Here is an 18,919-nt window from a genome sequence, read left to right as displayed (position 1 = left end):
CCTCCTGAACACCATTGTTACACCCGTTTTAGTAAATTCATTTTTCTGACATCAAAAAGGGTGACTTTATTTCGTTTGATACTGCATTTTGTACCGACGAGCGAAATATGAGAGAGTCCGCCGTTGGTGGTGCGCGGCTCCTGCAACAGCCGTTCACGAGGCCCGGGTGAGGCCGCGACTCTTGGCCTGAATCAGGTGCGCGAGGGCCAAGTCCCGGATGTTGCTGGCGGCGTTCTCGTCGGCGTCCACCACCGTGTGGTGGTCCCCGCTGGAGACGTGCAGGTGGTCCTGGTCCCGGGTGCCGCCGTGGTACGTGCGGTTGCAAATCACACTCGACAGGTGCGGCGCGACTGCCTGACCGATCAGGCCCTGCTGCCGCAACCGGCTGGGCAGCCAGACGGCCAGGTAATCCCGCAGACCCAACTGCCGCGACCGCCGTTTGAACCGCTCGTCCGTGTCCTTGTAGGTGAGCTGTTCGTAGCCCACCGTGCTCGCCGCGGCTAACAGGAGGGTCGTGAACTGGGCCAGTTCGGCGCGTGCGGCGGCGTGCTGAACGGCCACTCCCATGAGCTGCGCCCGGAACCACAGGTCAGGACGTCCGGGCAGCAGGTGCGCGAGGGTGGCGGTGTCAAGCGGGACGTCCGCGATGCCCCTGGCCCTGTGGATCAAGCCGCTCTTGTACGACGCCACCGCCAGGGTCCGCAGGCCCACGTCGATGCCCACCGCGCTGCGGTTGACGGTCATCCCGGGACGCTGGTCGGGGAGCTCGAAGGCCAAGCAGAGAAACCACCCGGCTCGCCCATGAACCAGGCGGGTGCCCTCGGGCAGCCAGGTGGCGGGTCTCGCGGGGGGGTGAGGCAGCAGCAGCGGGGTGCTGTCCGACCGGGCCTCCCGCAGGAGGGCCGCCACCAGGGCCTGTCGCCACTCCTGACGCTCGTCGAGGGAGAGGGCCTGGGTCAGCGGCTCGATCAGGCAGCGCACGTCGTCATGCTGCCGAAACCCCGGTGAGCCGAGCAGGAGGCCCGCATATTCCTCGGGCGGAAGAGCGTGCACGTGGGCAGGGAAGATACCGGGGCCGAGCTGCATCTCGATGTCGCTCAGGGCCGACACGGTGCCGCGGTCGAGGAGGGCGGGGGCTGAGCGGTAGACGACGCCTGGCGAGGCGTGGACGACCTCGCCGGGGCAGGGGAGGAGGTGACGGTCGGCGATGAGCCTGGCGAGGGTGGGGTTGGCCTCGTGGAGGACGCGGAGGTTGTGGGTGATGAGCATGCGGGGAGACACCTCGGGAGGAGAATTCGCCGTTCCGGAACGACACTCCTCCCCCACCCGGCTCCTGCCGGGTGAAGGCTTTTGGTGGCCGGGGGAAGCCCCGGATGATGGGCCACGACTCATCGCGCCTCTGCGATCCTTTCTCTCAGAGCCGCCACGCCGGTGTATTCGCTACCGCTCGTCTACCCCCGGGCAGTACCGCACCTACGGCAGCAGAGGACGAACCCCCTGTCCCCCTGGGCAGTACCCCCTGGGCAGTAGATGGTTGCCGACGAAACGTGGCACTCTCGCCCGGACGAGGCCCTTCGGGTCGTTGAGGCGTCTGAGTAGGGGCGGCGACCTACCTCAGACGCCAGGAGTGTGAGTGTCGACCTAACTTGGGTCGGCATCTCGAGAGAAGTGGCGGGCAGGTAATTTTTACCGCAGTTCAATCAAATAGCGACTTGTCAAGTCGTGAGCGTGTTTGCGATGTTGAGCAACCTGAGTCGATGTTCTTGATAAATGGTGCGACCGTTCGAGATGCGGACACGCAAAAAGCCGATCGGTGTGCGCTCCGCGTTGGACAGTGGGCGCTGCTGAATGACCTTGTCAAGAAATACCCGTCGACTATACTCGCTGCTGTGTGCCAAGGCGTTCCTAAGGTACATAATCTCCTTTACGTACCCCTTTTGATCACCGCTCACATTAGTGAACGGCTTGCCGGATTGAAAGAAAATATTCGCCTTCTGTTCTGTTCGATCATAAGGCAACCAATCCGCGTAGTCCTTACCTGGACCTATGACCATCGCCTTGACCACTTCCTGCGACCCGACGACCACCGTCGGTGCGACACCCGTCTGGACCACGCCTGCGCCGTCAAGGAGCAAGGACAGGAAGAGGTTCTCGAGAAAGCCTTCGAACTCAACGCACATAGTTACGTAAAGGCCGACGTAGGCGTTGTCCAAGGCATCTTGGGCGAGACTGCCGCCTCTGAACAGCGCCTCGAGTTGTGCGCGGGTCGCTTCGAGGGAGTTGAGCCGTGTCTCCAACTGGGAGAACAATGTCCTGCTGACGGGGAGGGATGGACTAGGCGCCGGTCCTGTCATAGCCGCCTTTGAGGAAGTCGAAGACTGCACGCCGACTTTCTACGTTGTTCGTTGACCCGCGCAGGGCGTCCGATACGGCCTCCGGTAGGTTCGAACGGTCTTTCATCGCTAGGGCAGCAGCACGCAACGCGTCCGAGAGCCCAGCGCCAAGAGGCCGTGGAGTGACTGTTTCGAGGGGAGTCCCCAGGCCGAACATCAGGTCGTAGTACACGGCGAAGACGAGTGGGAAAACGGTCTTGCGCGCCAATTGGCTCCCTGCGATCCATCCTCCTATAGTGGAATCGATGGCCTCCATCACCGAGTCGAAGCGCTTGGGAACTTCCGAGGCGCCGTCGAACTCTTCTTCGTGCTGGGCGTAGAAGCGGGTAAGCTGTCCTTGAGTCTTTGCCTTTAACCCCTGTTGCATCATGAGAACGATGTCGCTTGTCGCTTCTACTTCGTCCATCCGCGCGATCTCTACCTCGGAGAACACCTTCCAGCGTCTCCAACGTTCCAAGTGGTCTAGAGCCACGTCGTATACGAGCGTCTTCAGGACCCCTGTGAACTCGGCGTTACGAATTTCTTGTTCATTAAGTTTGACTCCACTGGAATTGAGTCGTGCGAAGATCTGAAGCACCTCCTTGTCAGTGGTATCCGAGGGCAGCGTGTGCACGCTGAACTCGTAGTTCAGCACCTTCGTCTTGAGCTCGGGCGGGAACTGGGCGAAAGACAGTCCGGCCAAGTCAGCGTTATGAGTCCGACGTACGGTGAAAGCTTCCCTAGCCTCATCGAAATCCGGAAGGACACTCGAGTCCACGAATCCCAGGAGCGTACGTAGGCGCTGTTGACCGTCCACGACCTCCCGGGTCTCGTGGTACGTGGTGTCGTTCAGGACATTGCGCAGAATGATGATGGGTACGGGCATGTCGCGGATGACGGTGTCGACCAGGAAGGATTTCGCGCTTGCCGACCAGACGGAACGGCGTTGGAATTTCGGACTGGTATCTAGCTCCCCAGAGCGTTGCCAGGACAGGAAGTCGTAAAGCCTGAAGACGGAACGGGTGATTCTCAAAACGGACGCCTCCTCGACGACACTGTATCCGTCGAGGACGTGGGCCGGACACGCAAATACCGCTCGCCACCCCCGTCTTCGGCGTGAAGCCCGTAGGGAACGGTCCACTCGGGCGATCCGGAACTGCCGGCCCCAGGCGAGGCGTGGGGCGCTCCATCGACTCCTTGACGGGACCCGTCGTCGTACAGCACAGGCCGGGCACGCACTGCTATCCCTCCACCGGCCGACGAGGTGTTGTCAGGCCCGCTGCACCGTGGATGGCAGTCGGAGCGTCGGCGCGGTTGGTCGACCGAGCGCGACACTGGGATGAAGTGTGGAGGCGCTCGTCAAGGAGACGAGGAAGAAGTCATCGTCCGGGCCGCCCCGCGACGGCGTCGACATGGCTCAGAAAAGAGGCATCTGAGTGACGTGGTTGAGGATGGAGCGGCCGATGACCCGACCCAACACGGGCGGCACCGCGTTCCCGATGTGTCTACCGAGCCCCTGGATACTCAGAGGCTTTCCGTCCTCCACGAAGGCGTATTCCCGAGGAAACGTCTGCAGGATAGCCCCTTCGCGCAAGCTCAACCCACGGTTCTGCTCCGGGTGGACGAAGCGTCCCGTACCCACGTTGAAGAACTGAGTGGTGATCGTCGGTGCCGGAGCCTCGGGGTCCATGCGACCGTAGACGGAAGCGAACGACGTGCCGGTCGCCTTCTTGTGGCACTCGAGGCGAAGGGCCTCGGGCCAGTCCTCCCAGGTTCCCCCAGGCCTGGACGCCTCGACACGCTTGAGGTTCGTCTCGGTAAGGCGCCGTACCACGTGGACGCGGTCGTTCGGGTCGCTCTGGCCGTGTTCCAGCTTCGGTAGGACAGACAGGCTCCTCGCGACGGAGACGTCCTCCGGAGCGGGCTTCTTGCCTGGTCGTACGAGATTGACCGAGCCATGTTTCGACGCGAAGACCACGAGACGACGCCGACGTTGTGGGATGCCGAAGTCAGGTCCGTACGGTCGGTACTCCGTGACGAGGTAGCCTGCCCGCTCGAGTCGCCCGATGAACTCGTCGTACACGGGATACTTTTTCCTGTTGGCGAGCCGGGTGACGTTCTCCATACTGACCACGTCCGGCGACAGATCCTCGATGAGTTGACCGAAGTGGCGAAGAGGAGCCCAAGCCGGATCGTCGAGATCCGTTCTCGGACTCGCACCGGATTGGACGTCTTCCGCGCGTGAGGTCCTCTTCAGGCTGGAAAACGGTTGACACGGTGCACACCCTACGAGAACTCGAACTGCGCCTTCCGGATAGTGTTTCCGAAGATCGGCGGCCGTGAGCGTCGTGACATCCGCGTGGTGGAAGACTGCACCTTCGTTGTTCGCCTCGTAAGCGTACCGGCAAGAAGCGTCCAGGTCGTACCCCGCGACGACCTTCACGCCGGCCTTCAGGAGTCCATGGGTCAGTCCACCGATGCCACAGAATAGATCCACCGCGACCACAGCTCGATCGGGTAGTTGGGTTGGGGAAGGGTCAACAGAGGCCATCGTTCCTATCAGGGATGCTACAACGTCGTGAACGGGTCATGAGGAACACACCTTCCCACGCCTCACCACTATAGCCTGACCATGTGGCCGACAAGCTCTCGAAGGACCGCCGGAGCGCGCTCATGCGTCGCGTCCGCAGAAAGGACACGGCACCGGAACTCACCTTGCGTTCCGCCCTGCACCGTCGAGGCTGGCGCTTCCGCAAACATCTCGCGGGATTACCGGGGACACCCGACGTGGCTTTCCCGAAGAGGAAGGTAGCGGTGTTCGTTGACGGAGACTTCTGGCACGGGAGGGATTTCGAGACGTGGTCTGGCAAGCTGCAGCCCTTCTGGCGTGAGAAGATCGAACGGAACATAGCCAGGGACGCCCGACAGCGGGCAGAACTGGAGGCCGCCGGCTGGCATGTGATCAGGGTATGGGAAAAGGACGTGAAGAAGCGCCTCGACGATGTCCTGGAGCAGATCGAGGCCGCGTTGGGAGGCAGCCGGGTCACCTGCGATCGGGCACGTCCTTCAGGGGGAACGCACTCGGAGCCACGGCTTGATGGGCCGCGGAAGCGATCGAGAAGGCGCACCGCCGTCGAAGGCCCGGCTCACCCCCACGCTCCTCGGGTAGATTCAGTGGATGAATGAGGACGTGGAGTGCCTGGTGAGGGAGTGTCTGTCGACAATGGACTCGGTCGTGGCGAACTACGCGACACGCCCCACCTACTTCCGCGAGGTGATCGGTGTCGGGTCCGACGCGCCACTCCCGACACCGGACGAGGCGGCCCTCAACCTGGCCCGAGCGATCCTGGCGAACGTTCTCTACGAGGAACTGTTCGAGGAAGCCCGGGGCCCGAGCGAGACCCTGGCTCTGACAGTCGCATTGAGCGGCCGTTACGGTGTGGATGACCCTGGACTGACCTCGTACGACCTCGAGGACCTTCACGCTGCGCAGGACGAGACCGATGTCTCGGGCTGGGCGTTCGAGGTCGCCGAGCGAATGCTGTGGCGAGACGCTCCCGAGCTTCTGCGGCAAGAGAACCTCGAGCCGTTCCGGAGAGCTCTGCAGTTCTATTCGCGCGGAGCATCCGACGGCGAGTGATCAGGTGGGGGCCCGACCAGTGACTGCTCAAGAGCGAGCGTGAACGTACCACGCGATCGGTAGCCGGCCCCACACCACTGATCGGGACGACAATTCGGCACCCGGGAAAGACGCGGTCTTGTAATCTGGGCGGTACGTACCGCTCAGTCTTCTCATATCCCCGAAAGGACAACGCCGCACATGGACATGGAATGGATCGTCGCTACGTTGGGAGGGCTCGTCCGTGGCGGTCGAACGCTTGACGAGGCCTGTCGTCATCTCGCGAAAATCGCGCCGGAGGACCAGGTCCGAGCAGCACGGGAGGAGTTCGAGAGGCGTGCCTTGCGTTTGAAGACCCTCGACGTGCCCCGCACGATGTACGGCGACAAGACCCGTGCGGGCTGGTACCACGGTGCGACCGAGGACGACCGATACTGGCCCGCCCTGCGGCGTCGACTGGAAGCACGTGGCTGGCGGCCCGACTCCCTCGCGTCTCTGGACGCGGCATCCACCAAGGTGGTGGCGTTGCTCGAAGCCCCACAGACGGACACGTTCGACGTCCGAGGCCTCGTGTTGGGGTACGTGCAAAGCGGTAAGACGGCGAACTACTCCGCGGTGATCGCTAAGGCCGCCGACGCCGGCTATCGCCTCTTCATCGTCCTTTCCGGCATGCACAACGCACTGCGCCGACAGACGCAGAGGCGGCTCGCGGCCGAACTCGCCGACGAGAACCCGGACTCCTGGCATCTGCTCACGACATCCGACTCGGACTTTGAAACGCCCGCCTCGAAGGCGGCGGCATTCCTCACCGGCCGACACGATCAGAAAATCCTGTGTGTAGTCAAGAAGAACGCCGCACCGTTGCGGAAACTGCACGAATGGCTTCTCGGAGCAGGCCCCGTACTCGCCACCTGCCCGGTGCTCGTCATTGACGACGAGGCGGATCAGGCCAGCATCAACACTTCACGAGGAGACACCCGAACCGCCGTCAACCGGCAGCTGCTTGCGATTCTCGGCGCGCTTCCCAAGGTGGCGTACGTGGGCTATACGGCCACTCCCTTCGCGAACCTGTTCGTGGACCCCACGGTGCCGGAGGACTTGTACCCACGGGACTTCATCGTCGACCTGCCTCAACCCGACCGCTACTTCGGCCCGGAGCGTATCTTCGGTCGAGAGAGCTTCGACAGCGACGACGAGGCGACCTTCGAAGGCCTCGACATGCTGCGGGACGTACCCGACGAGGAGGTACCGCTGCTCAGGCCAGTCAATTCGCGCGACGCCGTAACGTTCCAGCCGTACCTGACCCCCAGTCTCGAGGACGCGCTGGACTACTTCTGGATGGCTACGGCTGCGCGTGGCGCACGGGGCCAGCGCGGCGAACACTCCAGCATGCTCGTCCACACCACGTTGTCCGCGGCCGTACACGATCGGTTCGCACCGCTCATTGACGAGCGTCGCCGCGAGAGGTACGCGGCCCTCACTCGCGGCGACGCGGCCCTCTCCGAGAAGCTCGCGGCCCAATGGGAGAAGGAGTCGCACAGAGTGCGGGTCGAAGGATGCGACCCCGTTCCCTTCGAGACGTTGTGGCCCCACTTGGCCGAGGTGGTCGCCGACACGCGGGTCGTCGTCGAGAACTCCCGCAGCTTGCAGCGCCTGACGTACGAGGAGGAGGGGACCACGCAGATCGTCGTGGGAGGGAACATCCTCTCGCGTGGTTTGACACTCGAGGGACTCGTCGTCAGCTACTTCGTGCGGACCTCCAGCGCCTACGACACTCTCCTGCAGATGGGACGTTGGTTCGGCTTCCGTCCCGGTTACGAGGATCTGCCGCGCGTCTGGATGACCGGCGAACTTCAGGACTTCTACTTCGATCTGGCGACCGTCGAACGGGAGATCCGCCTCGACGTGGAGCGTTACGAGCAGGAGGACGTGACTCCCCTGCAGTTCGCAGTACGGGTGCGGCTGCATCCCGTACTGAACATCACGGCCCGAGCCAAGATGCAGTCCGTGATTGACCGCGACCTCTCGTATCGCGCCAAATCACCGCAGATGTTGAAGTATTACCACCGGGACGAGGCGTGGTTGCGACACAACCTCGAGGCGGCCACGGCACTGCTGCGCCGGCTGGAGGGCGAAAGCGTAGCCCACAAAGCCCAGGAGAACGGCATGCGGCACGTGCTTCTGGACGTCGGTGTGGAACAGATCATGACATTTTTGGAGGAGTTCCGCTTCCACCCGGACGAGACGGACATGCTGCCCGGCCCGATCAAGGACTACATCCGGGACCAGAACCGCCGAGGTCGCTTGTTCCGGTGGAATGTCGTCGTCGCCGGAGTGACAAGCCGTGGTGACGGCAAGATCCTCAAGGACTTCGTGCCCGGCATGGACGTCGCACTGGTCAATCGCTCCCGCTACGAACGGTCCACCGGACCGGATACCGCGAACATCGGCTTCCTGGTCAACAATCTTGACCGCATCGCGGACTTGGAGGTATCGCCCGAAGCACGCGTGGCGACCCTCAACGACGTTCTGGCACTTCGCGAGGCGTCCCCCTACGTGGACCATGGCGTACTGATGCTGTACGTCATCGACAAGGATTCCAGGTACGAGCCGAGGAAGCGGGAGGGACGCAACCACAAGCCTCGTACGGACCTCGCCGCGGTGGCGGACATGGCAGGCGTGTCGATCCTCTTCCCCGACTTCGAGTCGGATGACGTCCGAGACGGCGTCGTGGGATACGTGTCCGTAGACCTGTCCCGCGTTCCACCCTCCCTCGAGGAACTGGAGTACGAGGAAGAGACCGTCCCGTGAGACATCTTCCGGCGGTCCTGCACGCGTTCCGCGTGCTCGCCAGCCAGCCCGTGGAGGCCGGGCGCGTCCGCACCTGGCAGGAGGACGTGCGCACACGTGCAGGACCCGCCGCCCTCGCGCTTGACGAGGCCGGCAACCGCATGCTGCTCGTACGACTCACGAGGCACCAACGCGTCGTCGAGGACCGCCGCAGCGCCGCCGTGACGATCGAACGAGTCGTCCTCGTCGAGGACGGTACCGAACGGCCCTTCGTACGGGTACGGTGTGTGCGGCGTCACCTCGACGACGTGTTCGCCCTCCTGACCGCCGAAATGCTGCAGGCCCTGGAAGAGGGTGTGGATCAACCCGACCTCGCGTGTGCCGGAGTACTGCGGCGCTGGCGCGAGTTGTTGGATCGGCCCACCGAGCGGGGGCTGACCGACGCGCAGGTCGTCGGACTCTACGGCGAGCTGTGGTACCTGCGCGAACTCGTGCGGCACGACTCGAGCGCGCTTGACGCGTGGCATGGGCCTTTAATGGCTCGGCACGACTTCCGGCGCGGCCTGGTCGCCGCCGAGGTCAAGAGTACCCTCTCCGCCACGAGCCTACAGGTGGAGGTGCACGGCTTCGAGCAGTTGCAGCCGCCGAACGGCGGACAGTTGTATCTCGTCACCGTCCGACTCGAGGTCGCCGAGGATGGAGAGACGCTGGCGGACCTCGTTGAGGAGGTCGTGACGCTCGGTGCAGACGCGAGCGTCCTGACCGCACTGCTTGCCGCGGTGGGCGCTCCGCCCACAGAGCTGGAGCAGCACCGCGGCAAACGGTTCCGCGTCCGCGAAACACGCTGCTACAGCGTAATCGGCGATTTTCCTCGTCTCGTCCCCGAGAGCTTCGTCACTGGCCGACCTCCCGGAGGCGTCGTGTCCGTCTCGTACCGTATAGACCTGACTCACGAACCTCCCGTGCCGGCCTCCGAGGATGTCGCACGCGGCGTCGTTCAGCGGCTCGCGCGCGGAGGCGACGTTTGAACGCCTTGGATCGACAGTCCGAGCGGTTCTCGGCGACGGGCAACCTCGTCTCGGAGGGCGCCCTCAATCCACTCGGTCGACCCAGTCACGATCTGTTGACCGTACTCTCGCGGGAGGCCGTGCAGAACAGTTGGGACGCGCGTGCGCATCCGGACGGCCCCGTCAACTTCACCGTGTCGGGATGGATATTCACGCCACAGCAGTTGCAGGTGCTGCGCGACCATGTGTTCCCCGATGTCCCACAAGGGCTCCCATTGGACATCTTCCATCATGGGCACGAACTGACCGGGCTTCTCATCGCCGACTCCGGCACCACCGGTCTCGAAGGTCCCACCCGTGCAGATGCCGCGGGCGCGCCCGGGGAGCGCCGCCGCTTCGTAAGCTTTCTGCGTAATGTCGGTCGTGGCGCGGACGAGCCGGTCGGCGGAGGTACGTTCGGCTACGGCAAGTCCGTGCTGTACCGTGCGAGCCGCGTCCGGACCATCTGCGTGTTCAGCCGCTGCAAGGTCAACGGCATCAACGAGAGCAGATTCATGGCTGCCGCACTTGGCGGGCAGTACGCGATAGGGGCATCCCTGCCCGACCATGGGCTGTACACGGGTCGACATTGGTGGGGTCGCCGTGCACACGACGGTGTGGTGGACCCGGTCCTCGGTACGGACGCCGAGACGCTCGCGCGTGTACTCGGTCTTGCCGAAGCTGTCGGGGACCGTGGAACGGCCGTGCTGGTGCTGGACCCCGACTTCGGTGGACGAAGCGGTGAGGACGCCCTCGCGTTCATGGCCCGCACCACCATGTGGTACTGCTGGCCGAAGACGTTGGCCGTGTCGTCCGAAGCGCCCGCACCTGCAATGCGCTTCGACTTCCGTTGGCAGGGCGGACGTGTCCCCCTGCCCGACCCTCGCGTCACACCACCGCTGGATCGTTTCGTGGCCGCCTTCGAGGCTCTCGCTCCGAAGAAGGGCGCGCGCACGCCGCCCTTCCACGAGGTCAAGGCCGTTCGGATGCAGCGCCCTGTTCGTGAACTCGGCCGCACTTCCCTGATCAAGTTCCCCTCGGCGACATCCGTAGCGCCTCCGCTCGAAGGGGCAGTTGAGGCGGAGTGGCCTGTGGCGGGCGCGTGTCGCCACGTGGCACTGCTACGTGGCCCGAAACTCGTCGTGAAGTATCTGCAAGGACCCGCACTGCCCGCCCCCGGCTTCGAGTACGCGGGCGTCTTCCTCGCCGACCCCGCGCTTGACGCGGTGTACGCCCGGTCGGAGACTCCCACTCACGACGACTGGCGCTTCGAGTTCCTACAGGACGCGCACGAGAAGTCCTGCGTTCGGGTCGGTCTGCGCCGACTCAAGGAGATCCTCCTTGAGTTCACGGCCGTCCCACGCATCGAAGCCGGTACGCACACCCCGAGCGTCGTCGCCGGCTTCGCCGAATTCCTCGGAGTGCTGCTCCCCGGCGAAGAAGGCGTGGGCGCATCGGTCCTCCCCCATGACCCCGCCGTGACCGCCACGTCACGTCCCACGCGTGTCTCCCCACGCGCGGGACGGCGTGCCGTGGTCGAGGTACGACCCGACGTTCGCTTCATCCTGGAGGACGGCACGCCCCGGCATCTCCTGACCTTCACCGTGAAGCACCCCGAGCGTGCCGTGGGCACCTTCGTCCGTGCTCACCCGCGTGTCGTGGTTGACGGCAACGCTGCCGAGGAGGAGCCCCCTGCGGGTCAATCTCCAGCCGTGGTCACCGCCTGGATCACTCCGTGGGGCGAGACCTTCAAGACGGGAGGAGGGCAGTGGGTGCCGGCCGACCTGCCCGGCGACTGGCAGGTGGAGGTGAGCGCGGCGCACGACGCCGTGCTCGAGGTTCGGTTCGAGGTGCAGGCGGAGGCCGGTCCGTGAGCGCCGTGCGGATCTGGCCTTACCTTCGGCCTCGTCAGACACGCGTCTCCGCCCGAGCTTGGCAGACCGGCCTCACCCCCGGCGAGCCGCTGGGCGATCTGCTGCCCCACTGGGACCCCATGGTACGGGTAGTCGCGCACCGGGAGGTCCGCGTGGATCTCGAAGGCGTACTGCGGGACTGCACATTGGGCGACGACGCGGCCCTACGGGTCGTCGTCGTGTGGCGCTCCGCCGGGACAGGGCTACGCGGGCGGGGGGACGCGACGGACCTGATCCTGGGCCTTCACGCCCCGCATGTGCGCGTCGGGGTGAGTCTGCCCGGTGCGATTCTCGCCCTCAACGTGCGGCTCGTCACCCAGGTGGTACTGCTTCATCCTGGCCGCGACCCCGGACCGTTCAGCCCGCGTCTGCCCGGCAGCGTTCTGTGGGCCGACGAACACCTGCTCACCTTGGAAGGCGGCGCACCGCGCTTCCCCGTGGACGTGGTGGACTTCGCGAGCGTCATGCGCCTTCCCGAGAACGCCGCATGGTACCTCGACTGGCAGTCCGAGGACCTGCACGCTCCCGCCATGGGCGGTCTGTGCCTCCTCGTGAACGCCAGTCACCCTTCCGTGAGGCATGCTGTCGACGGTGTAGGTGAGCCGGATTCGGCTGCTCGTGCGATCTGGAGCGCGGCATCCTTCGACGTGCATCGCCAACTGCTCTCGGCCGCGCTGAGCGACGACGAGTTCGTACGAGCGCCGGATACGTACGAGGAGGGGAGTGTGGGCGCCTTCATCCGAAGACGCTCACGCGTCCTGTTCCCGCTTGACGAGCCGAGCGCGCTGCAGGCGTTGCTGTACGAATCGCCCGGTGAATTCGAAGTAGAACTCCAAGCCCGCCTCAAGGTGTTCCGTGGCGTCTGACCCGCCCGTCCTGCTTTACCCGAGCCTGCGTCCGGCAGACGCCCGAAGGATCTATACGGAAGGCCGCGGATGGGCCCCCGCCGCCGCCGCCGCGAAGTCGAGCACGTCCCATCCGCGCGCCACGTACGCGCCCACAGGCGGGCATCGCGCGCCCGTCGCTCACCTCGAGACTCTGCAAAGTGTATTGCGCGAAACGGCCGTCGCGTCCGGCTACCCTCGCCTCCCGAACGAGAACGACCGCCGTGCCTTCGACGCGAGGGCAGGCGCATTCCTCCACACCCATATGCGCATCACCGCGTCCGAGGCTTCCAAACCCGGACCGTGGGCGTTCCTGACGTGCGTGCTCGTCCCCGACGTCGTGAGGTGGCGCTTCCCCGGCCGCGACGGCATCACCGACCCGGAGCGCTTCCTGGGCGGAGGAGGTCTCGCGTCCCGCAACACGCTCGCCCGCCTATGGTGGCGTGCCGACGTCTTCGCGCTGCCGGGAGAGGATCAGCCGTACGCCCTCCTCGAGCGTCTCGGCGAGGACGAGCTCGTGCAGTTCATGGAGCGTCCCGCCCTCAGCGGCAACCACGTTCTCGCCCGCACGACGGCCGCCGTGTTCTTGCGACTCGTGGACGCCGAGGGCGACCTCAACCGCCGTTTCCTGCTCCGTGACGCCCTCAAACGACTCCGGCGCCTACTGTCCTTCGTCTCCTTCGAGAGTCTCGAAGACGATCTCCTCGGCACCATCGTCGCCGGAGTCTTCGCCGAGACCTCACGGGCGGCCGGGGCGGATGCACTCGAAGCCGTAAGGGCCGCTCAGCCCTCAGGTCGCCGAGGCTCGTCGCCTCATGGCGAACCTTGACCAGCGCTCCGGCGGCCAAGCCGCACCTGCATCAAGGGCGACCATGTACACAAGTAGTGCTCGTCCGGAACTTCGTCGGACAGCCCGTGGACCGACCACACGATCACGTAACATGAGGTGTGGTCACACCCGGCAAAGATGCACTCCAGCAGCTCGTGACCCTCATCCTGGAGCGTGCATACGTGCTCGACAGTACCAACTTGGACGCCGTCGCCCGTTCGCTCGGCGAGGCAGGATGGCACGACCTCGTCCAGGGAGTGGAACTCGAGGCGACGGGCACGGGTGGAGGACTCGCCATGATGGTAGGTGTATTTCCTCGGGTGCAGTACTCCCTGTCGGTCACCGACGGAGAGGCGGGCCTCCCCGAGGACAGCAGGAATTTCGACGTCGGCATCGCCGGGGAACCAGGTGAGAGTGAGCTGTATTCCGTCTCGGTGCACGATGGATCAGTGATCCGTCGTGGGGGTGTCATGGTGCAGGAGGGGCAGGTACCCATCATGTCCCCGAACCCGTTCCCGTGATCAACGGCCGTTCCCACCCTTGGGTCCACTGCACCCGTCCCGATGTCGTCGGTTGATGAATCGGCGTTCATTGACCGCCTCTACCCTCGAAGTCGGCTGCAGGTTCTAGGCCGGAAACGGCAAGGGGGCGATGAAGTGACGAAGCTGCCCACATATTTCCGTACGAGGCGGCGCGTACGGAAGACGAAGGGCCTGACGTCCCTTCGTCCGGTCAGGAGGAGCAAGCGCCCCTCACCGGCCCTGACGGGTCGGAAGGCAACCGTCAAGCGACCGGGACCCTCCGATCTACGAACGGGACCGGTCTGGAGGGCCGTTCTCACCCGGCGTGCTGCCGAAGCTTGGCGAGGCGGCACTTCCAGATGGCTTTACGTCGCCCAAGCCATCCGGGCGGCCCAAAGATCTTCGAGTTGCCTTTCGGACTCCACTCCCGCTGCATAGAGAGCCGCGCAAGCCAGGACGAAATCGCCCAGGTTGGACACATGCCCACGGGGTAGGGCAGCCGGGTAGTTCAGTCCGGGGCTCACTGCCGCCTGTACCAGACGACGCAGCGACTCGGGGAGGGGGAGGACAGGGTCAGCCCGTACCATTTGGAGCAGGGCTGCCCTGTGTGTCCGAATGCCGTCCATCACGGTGTCGGGTGGTCTGGTGGGAGCATCCACCTTCAACTGTCCGTCAACCGTCATGGACAGCCGCACGGCATGCCGGCGTAGCTCACGTGTGAGTTCGGCGAGGGTCACAGCACCTCTCCCGACCACAGCGACAGCGCCGTACGGGTAGAACCGCGGACTACTTGTTCACCATGTTCACCACCATCACGGCGGGCATCCGGCGTGGCGTCCTGCACTCGAACGTTTCCCGAATCGGCCATGTCCGGGGTACCGTCAACGTTCGTATAGCGGCTTCCCGTCGGAGGTTCGTCGACGAGGACGACAGGAGCGTTTCTCCGAACGGCAGCGACCTGTTCCGACACAGCGAAGGTCGTGGACGTCTGCGTCGAGAACAGACGGTACCGGATGGCCCCTCCGGTCCCACGACCCAGGGACTCCACCTCGTACCCGACCTCGCTGAGCGCCGGTGCCAGCCTGCGCAGGGCGCTACCGAGATGTCTGGGCGACGTGGGCCAGAGCTTGTGCGGTCTGGTATCGCCGAACGCGATGCTCGTCAGCACTTCCAACAGCGACTTCACGGTCCCCCGCCACTCTCCCTTGGCGTCAACCAGTGCGCAGACGGCCTCCGCTACGCTGTCTCCCTCCAGAACGCTCACCACGGCGTCGTTCCGCATCCGTGAGTACTCCGCCATGAACGTGCCCTCCTCCCAGGACAGGGCCGGCTCGGCGGCAGTGATCAGGCGGGCGAAATCCGCGAGTCTCGGCGTGCCGACCAGCTTGACCTCGTCCAGGTGCCCGAGCGCGTGGGAGAGAACTGTACAGAGTGCGCCCAGGACTCTCGGCTGTATGGCCCAGAAGGTGTCCCACAATTCACGCTCCGTCAGCCGTCTCTCCGGTGGTATACGTTCCAGCATCACACTCAACGCCCTGTCGGCGAGGTCAGGGCGAGTCAACAGATCGGGGATGCCGTTGACGATGACGGGCCGCACCGCCTCGAGGAGGACCTCTTCGTCATCGGTGTACAACTTACGCGCCGTGTACACGCCGCCGGTAGACAGAACACAGAACGCGTCGCTCAACCAATCGCTGATGTTCGATAGGTTTTCGAACGCCAAGACGTACGAGTTGTGAGCCGCGATGTACAGGTCCCGTTCCTCACGGGGCGCCCGACGGCGGTCGGCCTTGTGCGGGTCAATCAAGTTTCGCAGGATCGTCGAGGCAGTGCTTTTGCCAGTACCCTGCTCCCCGCTGAGGGACAGCAATGGGAAGGGTTTCAACCCGGACAGGGCACTCAACAGCCACGCGGTGACAAGCACGATGCCGCTCTGGCCGGTGTTCAGGACCGTGCCCAGTTCCTGAACGCTTCCCCCTTCGACGGGCAACGGCAGCGGCAGAAGTCCTACTGGGCGGACGAACCTGATCGGACACTCGGACAGGGGGACGATCGTCCACCCTGACGCCGTGATCCTGACGGCGCGCCAGTCGGACGTACCCAAATCCAGGTAGCTACACCCGCCCATGTGCGCTGCACGAATAGCCGTCATGTACTCGTGACCCTCACTGCGGGCGAGTGCCTGCATCAGGTTCAGCGCCTCGCTCAACGCCTGAGTAGGCAGGACATTTCGCTCCCGCTGGTAGAACAGGTTCTGAGCGTAGTCGCGTGCGGCGCGCGACGGCAGCCGCACGTGTTCCCAGTGACTCTCGATAGGGAATGTCAGATACGCGTTCCCTGCATCGTCGTGCCAAAACTCGACCTCGTCTTCGAGGGCGTAGCCCAACAGGCGCCTGCTGGCCGAAGGCTTCGCGTCCGCCTCATCGCTCCGACGACCTTTTCGCGGTACGCCCTCAACCTTTTCGAGGAGGTCAGGATGCGTTTTTCCCGCAGCGATGCCACCTTCGACGGTCCTCTGGACTTCCCCGTGATCAAGGCCGCAAGCACGCCCGGCATCAATGAGCGCCTCGCGTGCCGCCACCTCGTCCATATGGCCTCCGCCGATCAGTCGGCCTGTCCTGAAAGCAGCCTTGTTCAGGCGCTTGTTTCGATTCCCCACCTCCACTTCCCTCACATCCTTCAGCTCCGACGAGAGCGCCTCGACGGCGTACCGATGCCGCGCCTCGTTCTGGCCCCCGAGGCTGACGTGCTTAGAAGAGGTACGTTCGACCGGCGGATCAATCTCCTCCACCAGGGGAAACGCTGAGGCGATGTCCTCGATACCGTACAATCGTGGACTTTGATCCACCGCAGGTCGAAGGAGCCTGGAAACGAACGCGTCGTGCTTCTGATGTTCGAATCCTGGTACACGCATGACTCGACTGATGCCCTTACAGTCGTCAGGAGCGCTCCCGACAGCACGGGCAATCGCTTCTTGCCGCTTGTTGAACAAAACATTCTCTACGGGGAAGATGGCGTCCTCATCCAAAAGCCAATAGGTATGAAATCTGCCCGGACTCGTCTCGACGATTATCGACGGTAGGAGTGGCCATTTTTCAGGAAGCGGCACACCGTCGAAATCCGCGAAGAACGCTCGGACCCGTCTGACGTTCCTGTTGCTACGTCCACGGCCGTCTCCCTCGTTGATCATCAGGAAGATCCCCGCGCCGCGTCGGTTCAACTCGCTCAGGACCACGGAGTCGGGCGAATGGATAATTCTGGCGAGCTGGACATCCTTTTTTTGGTCGTCGAAGGTTTGAAAAGTGTACCGACCCTGGAAGTACGATAGGAAACGTTGAGCGTCCTCGGGGAGATGCACGATCAGACCTTCCCCTCGACGATGGAGTCGAGTTCCCCTGATGTAGAGCCCGCAAGAACGGCGGCCAGGTCGAGACGATGCATGGCGACGTATCCAAGCAACGCGTCAACATGGCGCCGCAGGACGCGGACCTGCTCGCCCCGCCCTTTCTTCCCGATTTTGACGTGCGGCAGGACCCGGCACATCTGCCGGGCCACCTCCCGACCGACACCGTACCGTTCGCGAACGGTAGTGGCGCTGAGCAACTCCGCGTTCATGCAGTCAGACTACGAACTGTCCGGTATCGATCTGTACAAGTCAGCGTCGCTTGAAGAATTGGACACCCATACGCTTTGTAAGCTTTTTCACAGCCTCGGCTATATTGCTGTGAGAAGCGCCTTCGATCCCTTCACATTGCATCTTGTCAGCTAATTTCCTATAAGACAGTCCACTGACGCAGTACTCGGCCAAGAACCGCATATGCTTCTTTTCCTTCTCGACTTCATCGGGCACGAGGTAATCTCTATCAGCATAAAATTTTATTACATCCTGTGCGTATTTTGCCAAGCTTGCTTCGCAGTCCTCTATATACTCTTCGGCGCTCATAGCGAGCGGAAAATACGGTTCGAGAACGGGCCGCTTGACCTCTGCCAAAACCTCAGCATCGACCAAATAACCATCAGCCTTGACTTCCAAAAAGAGTTCCAACATACGGTCACGCAGAGGAACCTTCCTGTTGTGGGGAGCCAGGTGCTTGGACATGACGACGGAAAGGCCTATCTGGATTGCGCGTACATGATAAACGCAGACGGCCTCCTGCCACTTCCCTAAAGCGTCCCAGAAAGGTTGGTACCGCTCGTGGCGCAACTCGAAGCTCTGGTCGGGAAAGATCAGGACGTCCACCGCTTCCCGGACGACTTCTCGAGTCAACTCGGCGCGTTGGACCACCGTGTAGACGTCTTCGAGGCGATCGAGGCAAATCGCACTGATCGAATGGACGGTATACAGGAACTCGGCCAGCAGGACGATCCGGTAGCCCTCCTTCGAGACCACTCCCGGGTGCTTCCCCATCCTGACCCTACGCCACATCTCTTCGTTCATCAAGAACACATGGTGCACCCGTGCATGCGCCTCTGCTGTGGTTCCTCGAACGGTGCGGCGATTCGGGGCGAAGCTTCAGTGTAGTAACGGTGTAGTGGACGGTCGAAACTACTTGGAATCGGGCCGACGTATACGGGAGCACTCGGGCACGGGGGGTCGCCCTGGACGATGCCGAGCGTAAGTACATGGAAGTACTTAGGAGTAACCTCCGGCCCTTCTAAGCGGTCGGTCGTAGGTTCGAGTCCTACAGGGTGCGCCACCCAAGGAGGCCCAGTTCGCGCTGACGGCCTCTTTTACTTTCTATCCAAAGCCCTCCCGGACCCAAAAGGAAACGCCCCGAGCTCAGGGCTCGGGGCGTGTTCGCATCGCTGGTGCGTGACGTGACCTGTAGAAAGGAGGTGATCCAACCGCACCTTCCGGTACAGTTACCTTGTTACGACTTCACCCCAGTCATCAACCACAGCCTAGACACCTGCCGTGAAGCTCCCGGTGGTTTGAGCTGCCATT

The 18,919-nt window shown here is 63.6% G+C and carries 15 protein-coding genes and 1 rRNA gene; 8 read left to right on the top strand and 8 right to left on the bottom strand.

What is annotated here, in order from left to right; all coding sequences use genetic code 11:
* Window positions 1-153: 153 nt before the first annotated feature.
* The 4 genes from IC605_RS14610 to IC605_RS14595 form a co-directional block, all read right to left on the bottom strand.
* Window positions 154-1,269 carry a hypothetical protein gene (locus tag IC605_RS14610; protein ID WP_216325652.1) on the bottom strand — a complete coding sequence of 372 codons (1,116 nt, stop codon included), beginning with the start codon at window positions 1,267-1,269 and terminating at the stop codon, window positions 154-156.
* Between the two features lie 446 nt (window positions 1,270-1,715).
* A complete protein-coding gene (locus IC605_RS14605; RefSeq protein ID WP_216325649.1) occupies window positions 1,716-2,297 on the bottom strand; it encodes a hypothetical protein in 582 nt (193 codons plus the stop codon).
* Window positions 2,298-2,334: 37 nt separating this feature from the next.
* Window positions 2,335-3,405, bottom strand: a complete 1,071-nt coding sequence (locus IC605_RS14600; RefSeq protein WP_216325646.1) for a DUF262 domain-containing protein — start codon at window positions 3,403-3,405, stop codon at window positions 2,335-2,337.
* Between the two features lie 384 nt (window positions 3,406-3,789).
* The gene (locus tag IC605_RS14595) at window positions 3,790-4,923 is read right to left on the bottom strand and encodes a DNA cytosine methyltransferase (RefSeq protein WP_216325643.1); all 1,134 of its coding nucleotides are present in this window, start codon (window positions 4,921-4,923) and stop codon (window positions 3,790-3,792) included.
* 83 nt (window positions 4,924-5,006) lie between these two features.
* Here IC605_RS14595 and IC605_RS14590 point away from each other — a divergent pair, with 83 nt between their 5' ends.
* From IC605_RS14590 to IC605_RS14555, 8 genes are all read left to right on the top strand, one after another.
* Window positions 5,007-5,558, top strand: a complete 552-nt coding sequence (locus IC605_RS14590) for a very short patch repair endonuclease (protein ID WP_216325640.1) — start codon at window positions 5,007-5,009, stop codon at window positions 5,556-5,558.
* Window positions 5,551-6,012 (top strand): hypothetical protein, encoded by a 462-nt coding sequence (locus IC605_RS14585; protein ID WP_216325637.1) that lies wholly within the window; start codon window positions 5,551-5,553, stop codon window positions 6,010-6,012. The genes IC605_RS14590 and IC605_RS14585 overlap by 8 nt, the downstream gene beginning before the upstream one ends.
* Before the next feature lie 180 nt (window positions 6,013-6,192).
* Window positions 6,193-8,802: a Z1 domain-containing protein gene (locus tag IC605_RS14580; protein ID WP_216325634.1), complete on the top strand. Its 2,610-nt coding sequence runs from the start codon at window positions 6,193-6,195 to the stop codon at window positions 8,800-8,802.
* Window positions 8,799-9,809, top strand: a complete 1,011-nt coding sequence (locus IC605_RS14575) for a PD-(D/E)XK motif protein (RefSeq protein WP_216325631.1) — start codon at window positions 8,799-8,801, stop codon at window positions 9,807-9,809. Before IC605_RS14580 ends, IC605_RS14575 begins: the two co-directional genes overlap by 4 nt.
* Window positions 9,806-11,701, top strand: a complete 1,896-nt coding sequence (locus IC605_RS14570; protein ID WP_216325628.1) for a hypothetical protein — start codon at window positions 9,806-9,808, stop codon at window positions 11,699-11,701. Before IC605_RS14575 ends, IC605_RS14570 begins: the two co-directional genes overlap by 4 nt.
* Before the next feature lie 152 nt (window positions 11,702-11,853).
* Window positions 11,854-12,606, top strand: coding sequence for a hypothetical protein (locus IC605_RS14565; protein WP_216325625.1), 753 nt, complete (start codon window positions 11,854-11,856; stop codon window positions 12,604-12,606).
* Window positions 12,596-13,453: a DUF6339 family protein gene (locus tag IC605_RS14560; RefSeq protein ID WP_343216624.1), complete on the top strand. Its 858-nt coding sequence runs from the start codon at window positions 12,596-12,598 to the stop codon at window positions 13,451-13,453. The genes IC605_RS14565 and IC605_RS14560 overlap by 11 nt, the downstream gene beginning before the upstream one ends.
* A gap of 155 nt (window positions 13,454-13,608) precedes the next feature.
* Window positions 13,609-13,974: a hypothetical protein gene (locus IC605_RS14555; RefSeq protein ID WP_216325619.1), complete on the top strand. Its 366-nt coding sequence runs from the start codon at window positions 13,609-13,611 to the stop codon at window positions 13,972-13,974.
* Window positions 13,975-14,707: 733 nt separating this feature from the next.
* Here the strand turns inward: IC605_RS14555 and IC605_RS14550 are convergent.
* The 4 genes from IC605_RS14550 to IC605_RS14535 all read right to left on the bottom strand — a co-directional run.
* Complete coding sequence (locus IC605_RS14550; protein WP_216325616.1) at window positions 14,708-17,332, bottom strand: DNA-primase RepB domain-containing protein; 2,625 nt, start codon at window positions 17,330-17,332, stop codon at window positions 14,708-14,710.
* Window positions 17,333-17,334: 2 nt separating this feature from the next.
* The gene (locus IC605_RS14545) at window positions 17,335-17,589 is read right to left on the bottom strand and encodes a hypothetical protein (RefSeq protein ID WP_216325613.1); all 255 of its coding nucleotides are present in this window, start codon (window positions 17,587-17,589) and stop codon (window positions 17,335-17,337) included.
* A gap of 40 nt (window positions 17,590-17,629) precedes the next feature.
* Window positions 17,630-18,412 carry a hypothetical protein gene (locus tag IC605_RS14540; protein WP_216325611.1) on the bottom strand — a complete coding sequence of 261 codons (783 nt, stop codon included), beginning with the start codon at window positions 18,410-18,412 and terminating at the stop codon, window positions 17,630-17,632.
* A gap of 391 nt (window positions 18,413-18,803) precedes the next feature.
* Window positions 18,804-18,919 (bottom strand): 16S ribosomal RNA (locus IC605_RS14535); the annotation flags it as partial.

This window comes from Deinococcus aestuarii (genome assembly GCF_018863415.1).
Lineage (GTDB): Bacteria > Deinococcota > Deinococci > Deinococcales > Deinococcaceae > Deinococcus > Deinococcus aestuarii.
The sequence above is the reverse complement of the archived record's forward strand: the minus strand, read 5'-3'. Positions and strand labels throughout refer to the sequence as shown.

What these genes read in the sequence shown, in the direction of transcription:
- IC605_RS14610 (WP_216325652.1), bottom strand. Translation starts at nt 1,269, where the DNA reads ATGCTCATCACCCACAACCTCCGCGTCCTCCACGAGGCCAACCCCACC.
- IC605_RS14595 (WP_216325643.1), bottom strand. Translation starts at nt 4,923, where the DNA reads ATGGCCTCTGTTGACCCTTCCCCAACCCAACTACCCGATCGAGCTGTG.
- IC605_RS14585 (WP_216325637.1), top strand. Translation starts at nt 5,551, where the DNA reads ATGAATGAGGACGTGGAGTGCCTGGTGAGGGAGTGTCTGTCGACAATG.
- IC605_RS14580 (WP_216325634.1), top strand. Translation starts at nt 6,193, where the DNA reads ATGGACATGGAATGGATCGTCGCTACGTTGGGAGGGCTCGTCCGTGGC.
- IC605_RS14545 (WP_216325613.1), bottom strand. Translation starts at nt 17,589, where the DNA reads ATGAACGCGGAGTTGCTCAGCGCCACTACCGTTCGCGAACGGTACGGT.
- IC605_RS14540 (WP_216325611.1), bottom strand. Translation starts at nt 18,412, where the DNA reads ATGAACGAAGAGATGTGGCGTAGGGTCAGGATGGGGAAGCACCCGGGA.